Annotated in this window: 11 protein-coding genes; 9 read left to right on the forward strand and 2 right to left on the reverse strand. The window is 50.9% G+C overall.

Annotated features, from left to right (window positions below; translation table 11 throughout):
* The 7 genes from GS398_RS21855 (at position 1) to GS398_RS21885 (ending at position 7,949) form a co-directional block, all read left to right on the forward strand.
* Positions 1-2,928: a S9 family peptidase gene (locus tag GS398_RS21855; RefSeq protein ID WP_160908966.1), complete on the forward strand. Its 2,928-nt coding sequence runs from the start codon at positions 1-3 to the stop codon at positions 2,926-2,928.
* A 220-nt stretch (positions 2,929-3,148) separates the two neighbouring features.
* Entirely contained in the window at positions 3,149-3,994 is an 846-nt protein-coding gene (locus tag GS398_RS21860; protein ID WP_160908967.1) for a transketolase, read from the forward strand.
* An 87-nt stretch (positions 3,995-4,081) separates the two neighbouring features.
* Positions 4,082-5,044, forward strand: coding sequence for a transketolase family protein (locus GS398_RS21865; RefSeq protein ID WP_160908968.1), 963 nt, complete (start codon positions 4,082-4,084; stop codon positions 5,042-5,044).
* A gap of 102 nt (positions 5,045-5,146) precedes the next feature.
* Positions 5,147-5,695 (forward strand): RNA polymerase sigma factor, encoded by a 549-nt coding sequence (locus GS398_RS21870; RefSeq protein WP_160908969.1) that lies wholly within the window; start codon positions 5,147-5,149, stop codon positions 5,693-5,695.
* A gap of 31 nt (positions 5,696-5,726) precedes the next feature.
* Positions 5,727-6,236: a hypothetical protein gene (locus GS398_RS21875; protein WP_160908970.1), complete on the forward strand. Its 510-nt coding sequence runs from the start codon at positions 5,727-5,729 to the stop codon at positions 6,234-6,236.
* Between the two features lie 9 nt (positions 6,237-6,245).
* Positions 6,246-6,665 (forward strand): hypothetical protein, encoded by a 420-nt coding sequence (locus GS398_RS21880; protein WP_160908971.1) that lies wholly within the window; start codon positions 6,246-6,248, stop codon positions 6,663-6,665.
* Positions 6,666-6,770: 105 nt separating this feature from the next.
* Complete coding sequence (locus tag GS398_RS21885) at positions 6,771-7,949, forward strand: aspartate aminotransferase family protein (RefSeq protein ID WP_160908972.1); 1,179 nt, start codon at positions 6,771-6,773, stop codon at positions 7,947-7,949.
* Here the strand turns inward: GS398_RS21885 and GS398_RS21890 are convergent.
* Positions 7,946-8,485: a cupin domain-containing protein gene (locus GS398_RS21890; protein WP_160908973.1), complete on the reverse strand. Its 540-nt coding sequence runs from the start codon at positions 8,483-8,485 to the stop codon at positions 7,946-7,948. The genes GS398_RS21885 and GS398_RS21890 overlap by 4 nt on opposite strands.
* A 171-nt stretch (positions 8,486-8,656) precedes the next feature.
* On the opposite strand from GS398_RS21890, the gene GS398_RS21895 reads away from it, so the two are divergent.
* Together GS398_RS21895 and GS398_RS21900 are read left to right on the forward strand one after the other, a co-directional pair.
* A complete protein-coding gene (locus GS398_RS21895) occupies positions 8,657-10,939 on the forward strand; it encodes a glycosyltransferase family 4 protein (protein ID WP_160908974.1) in 2,283 nt (760 codons plus the stop codon).
* A 118-nt stretch (positions 10,940-11,057) separates the two neighbouring features.
* Complete coding sequence (locus tag GS398_RS21900; protein ID WP_160908975.1) at positions 11,058-12,065, forward strand: glycosyltransferase family 4 protein; 1,008 nt, start codon at positions 11,058-11,060, stop codon at positions 12,063-12,065.
* On the opposite strand, the gene GS398_RS21905 is transcribed toward GS398_RS21900, so the two are convergent.
* Positions 12,062-13,564, reverse strand: coding sequence for a glycoside hydrolase family 130 protein (locus GS398_RS21905; RefSeq protein WP_160908976.1), 1,503 nt, complete (start codon positions 13,562-13,564; stop codon positions 12,062-12,064). The genes GS398_RS21900 and GS398_RS21905 overlap by 4 nt on opposite strands.
* Between the last annotated feature and the right edge of the window lie 97 nt (positions 13,565-13,661).

Here is a 13,661-nt window from a genome sequence, read left to right on the forward strand (position 1 = left end):
ATGAAAAGATTTTTACTTCTTACTGTAGGAATTCTTGGATGTTGCGCCCTGGGAAGAGCACAGTCCAAAAAACCGCTGGACCATTCTGTATACGATGGCTGGCAGGACCTGGCCTCGCAGGCGGTAACGAACGACGGCAAATGGGTATTGTATACGGTGGTACCGCAGGAGGGCGACGCAAACCTGTACATCAGGGACCTGAAAACTTCAAAAGTTTCCACGTATCCGAGAGCCAGCGCCCCCGCGTTTACCGAAGATTCGAAATATGCGGCTTTCATGATCAAGCCTTTTTTTAAAGACACCCGGGAAGCAAAGATCAAGAAAAAAACCCCCGACCAGATGCCAAAAGACACGCTTGGCATTGTGACCCTGGGCGGTGAGCTAAAAAAAATCCCTGCGGTGAAGTCCTTTAAACTTCCTGAAGAAGGCTTTGGCGTGATCGCCTACCTGGTAGAAAAAGCACCGGCACCTGGCGACAGCACCCGCAGGAATGCCGGGGGAGCCCCGGGCGGTGCACGCGGCGGTCGTCCCGCAGGAGGAGCACCCGCAGGACGCGGTGGTGCGGCCGGTGGCAGGGGCGCTTCCGCCGAAGGCGATGACCTTTGGCTGGTGTACCTGGGCGCAAACAAGTCGGTTACGTTTAAATACGTTACCGACTACCTGTTTAACAAGGACGGGAAAACCCTCATGTACGTATGTGCCGGCAGCAAAGGCGACACGGTAAATACACCGGGCGTGTTCCTTTACAACACGGTTTCCGGTGTTAAAAAGAAGATCAGCTCTGGCAAAGGGTCTTATAAAAACCTCGCTTTCGACGAAACCGGCACGCTGGTGATCTTTACCGCGGAGAAAGACCCGGAAAAAACGCCCGTTAAGATCGCTAAACTTTATTCATACTCCCCAAAACAGGATAGCGCGATCGTGTTCATCGACCAGAATACGCCCGGGATGCCGGCTAAATGGGCGGTTAACAGCGATGCCCGTATCCAGTTTAGCGATAATGGCAAGAAAGTGTTTTTCGGCACAGCTCCCATCCCTGCACCGGTTGACACTACGATCGTAGATTTCGAAGTGGCCAAAGTGGATATCTGGAACTATAAAGACGACTATATCCAGCCTATGCAGCTTAAAACCGTAGACCGCGACCTGAAACGCAGCTTCATGGCCGTGGCCGATCTCGCCTCTCCGGGGAAAATGATCCAGCTGGCCGACGAAAAATTAACGGACCTCTCGCTGGGACAAAAAGGCAACGGCGAACTGGCCCTGGGATCTACCGATTTTGGTAACCGCATCGAGATGCAATGGACCGGCTCTACTGCCCGCGACCTCTACCTGGTGTCGACCAAAGACGGCAGCCGCAAAAAGATCGCTTCCGGGTTCCGTGGCAACGCTTCCATCTCCCCCGGCGGACGCTATGTAGTTTGGTATAACCGGAAAGATAAAAACTGGTATTCGTATGCCATCGCCTCCGGCAAAGAGATCGCGCTGAACAAAGACCTGGCAGAAAAATTCTACGACGAAGACAACGATGTTCCTGATGACCCGTCTCCTTACGGCATTGCAGGATACATCGAAGGCGATAAAAGCGTACTGATCAACGACCGGTACGACATCTGGCAGTTTGACCTTGCCACAGGCGCGGGCAAGAACATCACCAACGGATTTGGCCGGAAGAACCTGCTCACCTTAAGATATAGCAGCTTTAAAAAACGTACCGGCGGATTTGGCGGCCGCGGCGGTGGTGCAGGTGGCGACGACCCGCTGAAAGAAAAACAGCTGGTGTATCTCCAGGCATTTAATACCGTTACAAAAGAGAACGGCTTCTACAAAAAGGTACTCGGCACTGCCGGAGATCCCACCCTGCTTACCATGGGACAGGTGACCTATGGAAGCCCGATCGCCGCGAAATCAGTTCCGTCGGTGATCATCTTCGAGAAATCCAGCTATGTGCAATCGCCCGATCTGTATGTAACTTCCGATTTTAAAAAGGAAACCAAACTGAGCGCAACCAACCCGCAGCAAAGCGGCTATAACTGGGGCACGGCCGAACTGGTTAAATGGACCACCCCGAAGGGTTACAAATCTGAAGGCATTCTATATAAACCCGAAGACTTCGATCCGGCAAAAAAATACCCGATGATTGTTTACTTCTACGAAAAACTCTCTGACGGGCTTTATAGCTATATCCCCCCTTCTCCAACTCCCTCCAGGATCAATATTTCCTATTTCGTGAGCAACGGCTACCTGGTTTTTGCACCTGATATTTCGTACGAAACCGGGCATCCGGGACCATCTGCTATCGAGTTTATTAATTCCGGTGTCGAGTCGCTCAAAAAAAATGCGTGGGTCGACGGAAGTAAGATCGGCATCCAGGGACAAAGCTGGGGAGGTTACCAGGTGGCCTACCTGATCACTAAAACCGATATGTATGCGGCGGCCTGGGCCGGCGCCCCGGTAGCCAACATGACCTCTGCTTACGGCGGTATCCGCTGGGAAACCGGGATGAACCGCCAGTTCCAGTACGAGAAAACACAAAGCCGCATCGGTGCCACCCTGTGGGAAAAACCGGAGTTGTACATCGAGAATTCACCCCTCTTCTCGTTACCGAACGTAAAAACGCCAGTAGCGATCATGTCTAACGACGCCGATGGCGCAGTTCCATGGTACCAGGGCATCGAGATGTTCACCGCCCTGCGAAGGCTGAACAAGCCTGTATGGCTGCTGAACTACAACGGCGAGGCCCACAACCTCGTACTTCGCCAGAACCGCAAGGATATCCAGCGCCGCGAGCAGCAGTTTTTCGATCACTTCCTGAAAGGAAAACCGGCGCCAGCCTGGATGGAAAAAGGCGTTCCGGCAACGGAAAAGGGCCGTAACTGGGGTTTTGAAGAGATCCAGCCGACGGTAACTGCCGAAACGGGGAAATAATCCCCGGTTGGCGTTGAAAGTTTAAGGTTAGAGGTTGGGCGCATAAACTATGCGTCCAACCTTTTTTATTGCACATATGCTCCGGTTATACCGCTTCCATTTTACATGGGACAGCGGTATCAAGCGTTAAACGCCAAGCCTCCGGCACGACAATGCAATCGTTTGCACTATGTGAATACTCTGAATTAATTACTACCTTAGCCGCTCAGTTTTTTAAACAATGAGCGTAGATATACAAAAATTAGAGAACGTTGCCGTCCAGGTACGGCGCGACATCGTCAGGATGGTTCATGCCTGCCAGTCGGGTCACCCGGGGGGATCACTTGGCTGCACGGATTTTTTCGTCGCACTGTATTTTCATGTATTAAATCATAAAGCAGCGTTTAATATGGACGGTAAAGGCGAAGATCTTTTCTTCCTGTCGAACGGTCACATTTCTCCTGTTTGGTACAGTGTTCTGGCGCGCTCGGGGTACTTCGAAACCAGCGAGCTGGCCACCTTCCGCAAGATCAACTCGCGCGTGCAGGGCCATCCTGCAACACACGAACATCTTCCGGGAATCCGCATCGCTTCCGGGTCTCTCGGCCAGGGCCTTTCCGTGGGGATCGGCGCGGCGCTCTCTAAAAAATTAAACCTCGATACCAGCCTGGTGTTCACCCTGCATGGGGATGGCGAACTACAGGAAGGCCAGATCTGGGAAGCGGCAATGTTTGCCCCGCATAACAAGGTGGACAATCTCATCGCCACTATTGATGTAAACGGTCAGCAAATTGACGGTTCTACTGAAAGAGTACTTTCTCTCGGAAATCTCAAAGCGAAATGGGAAGCGTTCGGCTGGGACGTGCTCGAGATGAACGGCAACGACATGCAGGATATTATCCGTGTGCTCGAGCTTGCAAAGTCGAAAGCGCATAAAGGCCGCCCGATCGCCATCCTGATGCAAACCAACATGGGCCATGGCGTAGACTTTATGATGGGCTCACATAAATGGCACGGCGTTGCACCAAATGACGACCAGCTTGCGGCAGCCCTTTTACAACTGGAATCAACACTCGAAGACTACTAATCGATGCAACCCCGATAGGCTGCGGTTTACAACCGGATAAATAAAAGCTTATCGGAGCTTCATTGCCATTAAAACCAAATTATTCTGATGAAACAATATACCTACACCGAAAAGAAGGATACGCGCTCGGGTTTTGGAGTTGGCCTGCTCGAAGCCGGAAAACGCAATCCAAACGTAGTAGCACTTTGTGCCGACCTGGTTGGCTCGCTAAAAATGGACGCCTTCATCAAGGAATTTCCTGAAAGATTCTTCCAGATCGGCATCGCCGAGGCGAACATGATCGGCATCGCTGCCGGGATGACCATTGGCGAGAAAATCCCGTTCACCGGTACTTTCGCCAACTTCTCAACAGGAAGGGTTTATGACCAGATCCGTCAGTCAGTAGCTTACTCTGGCAAAAATGTAAAGATCTGTGCATCGCATGCCGGCCTCACGTTGGGCGAAGACGGTGCAACACACCAGATCCTGGAAGATATCGGCATGATGAAGATGCTGCCGGGAATGACGGTGATCAATACCTGCGATTTCAACCAGACCAAAGCCGCTACCATTGCGATAGCGGAGTATGACGGTCCTGTTTACCTCCGTTTCGGGCGCCCCGTGATCCCGGTATTTACCGACCCCGACCAAAAATTCGAGATCGGGAAAGCTTGGATGGTAAATGAAGGCAAGGATGTCAGCATATTCGCCACCGGCCATATGGTATGGAAAGCCATCGAAGCAGGCGAAAAACTGGCGGAAATGGGCATCGACGCGGAGATCATTAATATCCATACCATCAAACCGCTGGACGAAGAAGCCGTACTTCGTTCCGTAGCCAAAACAGGATGCGTGGTTTCTGCAGAAGAACACAATCGCCTTGGCGGATTAGGCGACAGTATTGCCCAGCTCCTCGTAAAAAACACACCAGTACCCCAGGAATATATCGCGGTAGACGACTCCTTCGGCGAAAGCGGAACCCCCGACCAACTGATGAAGAAATACGGGCTCGACAGCGAAAATATTGTGGCTGCCGTGCAGCGGGTCATCGCCCGGAAGCAGAAAGCTTAACATACAGAACACGAAGCCTAAAACAGGAAGCCCGTTAGTTAAAAGACATTTTTAAAACTAAACCCGGGCTTTTAGCTTTAAGCTTTGTGTTTTAAGCCCAAAATGGAAGTTCCTGACTCAGAAATACTCGAAAAGTTTGCTTCAGAACGGACACGTAATGATGCCTTTAACCTGTTGCTGAAAAAGTACCAGCAAAAAATTTACTGGCATGTACGCCGCATGGTGATCGATCATGACGATACGGACGACCTGGTGCAGGAAGTATTTATCAAGGTTTGGAAGAGCCTCGCTAATTTCAGGAATGACTCACAGCTGTACACCTGGCTGTACCGCATCGCTACCAATGAGGCCATCACTTTCCTGAATCGCAAAAAGCAGAAGAATAACATTTCGCTTGACGATGTTTCGCCAGACTTGTCGGCTTCGTTAACAGAAGGCGCGTATTTTAACGGGAACACCGCCCAGTTAAAATTACAGCAGGCATTGTTAACGCTTCCCGAAAAACAACGTCTCGTTTTTAACATGAAATACTACGACGACCTGAAGTATGAAGAGATCTCCGACATCCTCGGAACAAGTGTAGGCGCGCTTAAAGCTTCTTACCACCTGGCGGTAAAGAAAATAGAGCGACATTTATTGAGCCACGATTAAACCTTTCAGCACAACCCAACTCTAACCTCAAATGGATCAGGAAGGAAAAAAAGAAGAAAATATAGAAGCGGTGCTGCTGGAATCGGCGGGAAAAGAAAATCCATTTACCGTTCCGGGGGGCTATTTCGCGGCGCTCGAAAGCAGCATTACCGGCCAGGTGCGCCTCGAAGCGTTAAAAGCAGGAATGCCGGCGCCGTTTTTAGTGCCCGAGGGATATTTTAACGACCTTCAGCTCCGTATCAACAGCCAGTTACCGGTAACGAAAGTGCGCCGGATGCGGCCATGGATCAATTATGCGGCGGCAGCTTGTGTAACTTTGGTGATCGGAACTACGTTATACATGAATTTTTCGAAACCAAGTTTCGAGCGACAATTGGAGGCGATCCCTGATGAAGAGATCATTAGCTACCTGGAAAACAACAGCGACACCGGCGACACCGACCTGATCCTGGATAACCTGGCCGCCAACTCCGGAACAACAGACAATGCCGCCGGTCTTACCGATAAGGAAGTGGAAGCTTATCTCGAGGCTACCCGGTAATTTTGAAAGATGAAGAAACTAATAATCATATCGTACATCAGCATCCTGTGCGGCAGCGTGGCCTTTGCCCAGCGTCCGCTGCAAAATGCCAGGAAAAATGTGGAAGCCGCCCACATCGGCTGGATCACCCGCCAGCTTGATCTTACCGCGGAAGAGGCAACAGCCTTCTGGCCGGTATACAACAGCTATCAAAAAGAGCTTGAAGCCCTTAACCGCCAGAAAAGACAGGAACGCCTCAATGGCAAAAAGGAGTCCGCCGCCGGCCCCGATGACGAACTCGAGTTCGATACCCAGATCCTTGACCTGAAAAAACGTTACCGCAAAGAGTTCGCCCGCGTATTGCCGGAGCAAAAAGTTTCGCTGTTCTTTAAGGCCGAACGCGAATTCAGGGAACAACTGATCAAACAACTGCGCAATAGAAAACCTTAACGTCAGACGTTCCTGAAAAATGCATAAGGGCACCGGCACTTGTGCCGGTATGCTTAAAATTGATGGAATCAAACGTCATATGTCTCACGTCATACGTCAACCCCAATGAACCGGCAGCTCTTTCTCTTAAATAACGCACAAACTTCATCGTCGCCAAGACTGCTGGAAATCGACCGGGCGGAGGGGAATTACCTGTATGATCCCCAGGGAAAAGCGTATCTCGACCTCGTATCAGGTTTTGCGGTGAGCAACATCGGTCATCGCCACCCAAAAGTGGTAAACGCCATTAAAGATCAGGCAGATAAATACATGCATCTTACCGTGTATGGCGAGTTCGTTCAATCTCCGCAGGTGCGGTTTGCACAAAAGCTGGTGTCGGTGCTGCCGGGTGCACTTAATTCCGTGTACTTTGTAAATTCGGGTGCCGAAGCTACGGAAGGCGCCCTGAAGCTGGCCAAGCGCTATACGGGCAGAGGCGGGATAATTTCCTGCCACCATGCATACCACGGCAGCACGCAAGGCGCACTTAGCGTAATGGGAAATTCCTATTACAAGGATGCCTACCGTCCGCTCCTTCCGGGAATCGGATTTATCACCTTCAACGAAATCGCTGACCTGGAGCACATTACCCAGGAAACAGCTTGTGTGATCATCGAAACCATCCAGGGCGAGGCCGGTATCCGCGTACCTGATAAAGCCTACTTCTCGGCCCTGAGGAAAAGATGTGATGAAACGGGCACGCTGCTGATCATGGACGAGATCCAGACCGGGTTTGGGCGCACCGGGAAGCTCTTTGCCTTCGAACACTTCGGCATTGTGCCGGATATCCTGCTGCTCGCCAAAGGCATGGGCGGCGGAATGCCCATTGGCGCATTTGTAGCCTCCCGCGAAAAAATGGACGTTTTGAAAGATAATCCCATCCTGGGGCATATCACCACATTCGGCGGACACCCGGTATGCTGCGCCGCGGGACTGGCATCGCTGGAAGCGATCCTGGAAGAAGACCTGGTAAAAGACGTTGATAAAAAAGAAGCGCTTTTCCGCGAGTTACTGGTGCATCCCGCTATCAGGAAAGTACGCGGCATGGGCCTGATGCTCGCCGTCCAGGTGGATGCGTTTCAGCAGGTGGAAAGGATCAGCAAGCAATGCCTGGAGGGTGCGTATCCCCTCATCATCGATTGGTTTCTCCACTGCGAAACCGCTTTACGCATTGCGCCGCCCCTAACTATCACTGAATCCGAAATTCGCATGGCCTGCAACGCCATCCTGGCCGCGCTGGATTAAGTATCCTGTTTCCAGTATTGATTAGTTCCGGCGTCTTTTCCATACACCGGGTCGCACTCGGGCACGTCCACTTTTGCGATGGTCTCGTCTGCTGCGGGGCGTTCCCCGTCTTTTCCGTACTTTATATCGTATTCCGCACCGGCGGGATACGCGCCAACTACGGTAAAATCATCACTTCCCTGCGTCTTTTTATGCGCAACGCCTGCCGGGATCAGGATCACATCTCCCCTGGTAAGCTCCACGCAGACGCCTTCCGGCCCTCCCAACTGCAGGTCGGCCTTGCCGCAAAAAACACCCAGCACTTCGTGGGTGTTGCTATGGTAATGATGGTAGTCGAATACGTCATCTACCCACGCGTTGGTCCACCCATTTTTCGCGAAAATATCTTTAATGGTTTCCGGCGTGCTGTCGGGATGCAGTAACAGCGCCCCTTTATATACCAGCAGTGGAAACTTTTGGTTGTTTGGAAACAGCTCATCGCCATCCAGGATATGGGTTACAACATAAGCATGTTGAATGATTTCTGACTTGTTCATCTTGCTAGGATCGGTTTAGCAGATTAACAACCAAAACCTGGTTTGGTTAGTTATTATTTAAGATTAACCGGCTTAAAAAGCAATTATGCCGGCAATTAAACAAAAAACGCCGTTTCGCGTTATCCATTGCAATTAGCTGGATCCTACTATTCTATAAACATAACTGCCCGAATGAAAATTGCCTATATCTCCTCTTATCCGCCCCGCGAATGCGGTATCGCCACTTTTAATAACAACCTGGTCAAAGCCATTTCCTCGAACTTTAAAGGCAAATCAGTGGAAGACAGCGGATTCGTTGTTGCATTAAATGATTCCGAGAACCTGGATGAATACGAATACCCGTCGGAAGTAAAATACATTATCCGCCAGGAGAACCAGAAGGACTACATACGGGCGGCAAGCTTCATCAACACCAGCGATGCCGATGCCTGCATACTCGAACATGAGTTTGGTATTTACGGCGGCGAAAGCGGGATCTACATCCTTCCATTGCTTAACCGGCTCGATAAGCCGTTGATCTCCATTTTACATACAGTTCTCCGCGAACCGTCTTTCATCCAGCGTGTCATCATACGCGAAATTGCCAGCCAGTCGGCAAAACTGGTTGTAATGAGCAAGAAAGCGGTCGATTTCCTGTTGAATATTTACCGCATACCGGCCGAAAAGATCCAGCTGATAGAGCACGGTGTTCCCGACCTGGAGGCTCCTGCCGTAAACCCGGTAAAAAATATCGCTTCTTTCCGCAACAAGCGGGTATTATTCACCTTCGGGCTGATCAGTCGCGGGAAAGGGCTCGAAACCGTCGTTCGCGCACTTCCGGCCATCGTAGCAAAACACCCCGACGTGATGTACGTGGTGCTGGGCAATACCCACCCGGGAGTGATCAAGAACTCGGGCGAAGAATACCGCGATCACCTGAAGCGCCTCGCAGCACAACTGGGCGTGGAGAATCACCTGGCGTTCATCAACAAGTTCGTAAACGAGGAGGAGTTATTTAACTACCTGAGTGCCATCGATATTTATATCACGCCGTACCTGAACGAGGCGCAGATCACCAGCGGAACGCTTTCGTATGCCGTAGGCGCCGGCGCCGCCGTGATATCTACCCCGTATTGGCATGCGCAGGAACTGCTTGACGATAACCGCGGCCGCCTCTTCAATTTTAAAGATGCAGATACGCTGGCCGAAACCGCCATCGAGCTGCTCAGCTCACCCGTTAAGCTGGCTAAATTAAAAAATAATGCCTACCAGTACGGGTTGAAGCTTCGCTGGCCAAAAATAGGGGGAGAATATATCGGGGTGCTGCAAAAGGCCATCGTAAACGCCGAACGCGGTGTAAAGATCATGCGGCAAATCGTGGATCCCGAAATCCTGCCCAAATTTACCCTCGCGCATGTGCGCCGCCTTACAGACGATACCGGGATCGTACAGCACGCCAAATACGGCATTCCTAACCTCAAAGAAGGTTATTGCCTCGACGACAACGCGCGGGCACTGATCATGGCACTGATGGCCTACCAGCAAAATAAAAATAAAGAAGCGCTGGAGCTGCTGCCGATTTACCTCAGCTATATCCATTATATGCAAACGGAGGACGGCAATTTCAGGAACTTCCTGAGCTTTAGCCGCCAGTATCTCGACGAGGTAGGCTCAGAAGATTCTTTCGGAAGAACGATCTGGTCCCTTGGCTTTATGATCAGCGCCGCACCAAATAACTCCTACCGGGAATTTGCACAGGAACTTTTCCAGCGTTCGGTGCAACATTTCGGCGCCCTTAAATACCTGCGTGGCGTTATCAACACCATTATCGGTATTTCCTATTACCTGAGGGTACACTCCGGCGACGATGGCATGCTGCGCAAACTGGTGGAACTGACAGATATCGTAGTGAAAAGCTACGAAGAAAATCGCTCAGAAGAGTGGCATTGGTTTGAAAACCAGCTTACTTATGATAATGCGATCTTCCCGCTTGCACTTCTGCACTCCTGCGAAGTAACGGGAAACGAATACGTGAAAAATATCGCGATCGAGTCTATGGCGTTCCTCGACAGGCTTACGCTGGATAACGGCTACCTAAGCCCTGTCGGAAACGATGGCTGGTGTCACCGGGGCGGCGAGATGCCTGTCTTCGACCAGCAAGCCATCGAAACCATGGCCATGGTGATGATGCACCTGCAGGCCTATAAAGTAACTCAGAAACCGGTGTACATCCGCAAAATGTTCATGTGCTACATGTGGTTCCTGGGTGAAAATACGTTACGCGTACCGTTATACGACCACGAGACCAACGGCTGCTGCGATGGTCTGCAGCCCGGCGGCATCAACCGTAACCAGGGCGCCGAAAGTACGCTGGCATACCTCATCTCGCACTTGTCTGTATTAAAAGCCTTCGAGTTGGAATACCAGTACGATAACGCAGGAGCTCCGCTGGAAACAACGGCGTTGGTGAAATAGTTAGTAATTAGTTTTCGGTCACCAGTTGGATCCGTATTAATTGCAAGTATTACCACCAGGCCTTACATCTTATTAGACCACATCGACTGATCACTGACAACTGATCATTTGCAATCCTATGAAAATAGCTGTATTGTCGCCTATCGCCTGGCGCACTCCGCCCCGCCACTACGGTCCCTGGGAACAAGTCGCGTCAAATATCGCCGAAGGACTGGTGGCGGCTGGTCATGATGTTACTTTATTTGCCTCCGGCGATTCCGTTACTTCCGGAAAACTGGATGCGGTGATCGCCGAAGGCTATGAAGAAGACCGTACCCAGGACGCCAAGGTGTGCGAATGCCTGCACATCAGCAACCTGATGGAAAAGGCGCACCAGTTCGACCTCGTACACAATAACTTCGATTTCCTGCCCCTTACCTGGTCGCGGATGGTGAAAACGCCGTTTATTACCACCATACACGGGTTTTCTTCACCCAGGATCATTCCTGTGTACAAGAAATACAACGACACCAGCGATTACGTTTCCATCAGTCATGCAGACCGCAGCGAGGAATTACGCTACCTGGCCACGATCTATAACGGGCTAAATACTTCCGACTTCGAATTTAATGCCAACCCCGGCGATTACCTGCTCTATTTCGGCCGCATCCACCACGATAAAGGCACCGCCGAAGCGATCGATATCGCCAAAAAGACCTGCAAGCGGCTGATTATCGCCGGGATCATACAGGATACCGCCTATTTCAACGAGAAGGTAAAGCCGTTCCTTGGTGGGGACATCGGGTTTATCGGCCACGCCGGACCGGAAAAACGAAACGAATTACTGGGAAATGCGGCCGCCCTGCTCCACCCGATCAACTTCAACGAGCCGTTCGGTATGAGCGTGGCGGAAGCGATGCTTTGCGGAACGCCCGTGATCGCTTTCAACAAAGGATCGATGCCCGAACTGATCGAGCATGAAAAAACAGGCTTCCTGGTGACCACCCCCACGGAAGCCGCGGAAGCTGTTACACGACTGGCATCCATAGACCGCAGTTATACCCGCGAACGGGCAACGGCAAGATTCTCGCAGGAAACCATGGTGGCCGATTACCTGGAAGCTTACCGAAAAATCCTCAGCCGCTAACTTGCGACGGCCACGGGTTCTTCTTTAACTTCTTGAGAGATCTTATCCGTTTTTAATCTTTCCAGCAGGCTTTCCAGGTCTACGGACGCAAACGACGTGGAATAATCCGACAGGCCGTAAGGGATGATCAGCTTTCCATTGTTGATGATCGAGCCGCACGAATACACCACGTTGGGCACGTAACCTTCGCGCTCGTCGGGATTTGGGATCAGGATCGGCTCGGTTAAACGGCCGATCTCCACAGACGGATCATCTAGTTTCAGGAGACTGATACCCAGCACGTAACGCCGCATCGGCCCAACGCCGTGAGTAATCATCAACCACCCGTCCTTCGTTTCTATCGGCGAGCCGCAATTACCGATCTGCACAAACTCCCAGGTAAATTTAGGCTCCTGCAGCTTGATCGGGTTTTCCCACACGTTGATGTTCTTCGAATACATGATGTAATTGTTCCATCCGTCGATACGGGAGATCATTGCATACATGCCGTTGATCTTGCGCGGAAAAAGCGCGAGGTTTTTATTCTGTGCGCCGGCGCCGTAAAGCGGGCGGATCTTAAAATCATAAAAATCAGATGTTTGCAGCAGTTTCGGCATAATCAGCGAACCATCATACGCGGTATAAGTGGCGAAATAGCTCTTGGTGCCGTCATCATCCGTAAATTGCACGAAACGGGCGTCCTCGATTCCCTTACGCTCGAATTCAGAAATGGGGAAGATCACGCGATCGGAGATATCGGTATCCATGGAGAAAATGATCTCGTAATAAGAATCCGAAAGCCAAAGCACCTTTTCGAGCTCCATATTGCGCATCATGTCTTCCGGCGCGCGCGAGTCGATAATGATCTTCCGCAGCGTGGTATAGTCAAAATGATCGCCCAGCTTGGTTTCCAATTCCTTGATCACGTTGATATCGACCATCGAAACAACCGCTTTTTCCAGGAAAAGCTTCTTGTTGTAAGTCGCATTGCGGATCACTTCCGCTTCGTCGATATAGTTCCCTGCCGGAATCACGTGGATGTTGTTGTGCGCATCTATCATCGCCCTGCGGAAAACGATCGACGAGATATGTCCCTCTCCAACCGCCCGGAAGCTGATAATGAGGCGGGTCTCACCGTCCTCAAGCTCCGACTGGTCGGGATCTAACACGATCGACGGGTTAAAAAATGCCGCGGATTCGATCGAATATTCATGGGTAAAATACGAACCGATCAGCAAATGACGGTACGAATGCATGGTATCGAAATTAAAATCGAGCTCCTCGAACAGGTGCTTTAGCTTGTGGCAATGCCGGTAAAGCAACCGGGTAATATTGCGGTGCCGCTTGGAATACTCCTGCAGAATGGGCGAAATTACACGGAAAACCTCTTCGTCACTTAACGTCATCACCCGCCTGATCACCTCCTTTGCCCGGTCCTCTCCGTTGAAAAAGAACCTGGCAATTACCCGTTTAGGGTCGGGATAAACCTTCACATGCTTGCGTTCAATTGGAATTCTCATAGTAAATCTTGATGGTAACTAAAATAGGAGTTGAAACGGGTATTAAAAATAATGGTGCAACTCTACTTAAACGCGATTTAAAACCGATCGTTTTACA

Source organism: Hufsiella ginkgonis (assembly GCF_009834915.1).
Taxonomy (GTDB): domain Bacteria; phylum Bacteroidota; class Bacteroidia; order Sphingobacteriales; family Sphingobacteriaceae; genus Hufsiella; species Hufsiella ginkgonis.

Coding starts and splice junctions, on each gene's coding strand:
- GS398_RS21895 (WP_160908974.1), top strand. CDS start 8,657: ATGAAAATTGCCTATATCTCCTCTTATCCGCCCCGCGAATGCGGTATC.
- GS398_RS21870 (WP_160908969.1), top strand. CDS start 5,147: ATGGAAGTTCCTGACTCAGAAATACTCGAAAAGTTTGCTTCAGAACGG.
- GS398_RS21900 (WP_160908975.1), top strand. CDS start 11,058: ATGAAAATAGCTGTATTGTCGCCTATCGCCTGGCGCACTCCGCCCCGC.
- GS398_RS21885 (WP_160908972.1), top strand. CDS start 6,771: ATGAACCGGCAGCTCTTTCTCTTAAATAACGCACAAACTTCATCGTCG.
- GS398_RS21890 (WP_160908973.1), bottom strand. CDS start 8,485: ATGAACAAGTCAGAAATCATTCAACATGCTTATGTTGTAACCCATATC.
- GS398_RS21860 (WP_160908967.1), top strand. CDS start 3,149: ATGAGCGTAGATATACAAAAATTAGAGAACGTTGCCGTCCAGGTACGG.
- GS398_RS21880 (WP_160908971.1), top strand. CDS start 6,246: ATGAAGAAACTAATAATCATATCGTACATCAGCATCCTGTGCGGCAGC.
- GS398_RS21855 (WP_160908966.1), top strand. CDS start 1: ATGAAAAGATTTTTACTTCTTACTGTAGGAATTCTTGGATGTTGCGCC.
- GS398_RS21875 (WP_160908970.1), top strand. CDS start 5,727: ATGGATCAGGAAGGAAAAAAAGAAGAAAATATAGAAGCGGTGCTGCTG.
- GS398_RS21905 (WP_160908976.1), bottom strand. CDS start 13,564: ATGAGAATTCCAATTGAACGCAAGCATGTGAAGGTTTATCCCGACCCT.
- GS398_RS21865 (WP_160908968.1), top strand. CDS start 4,082: ATGAAACAATATACCTACACCGAAAAGAAGGATACGCGCTCGGGTTTT.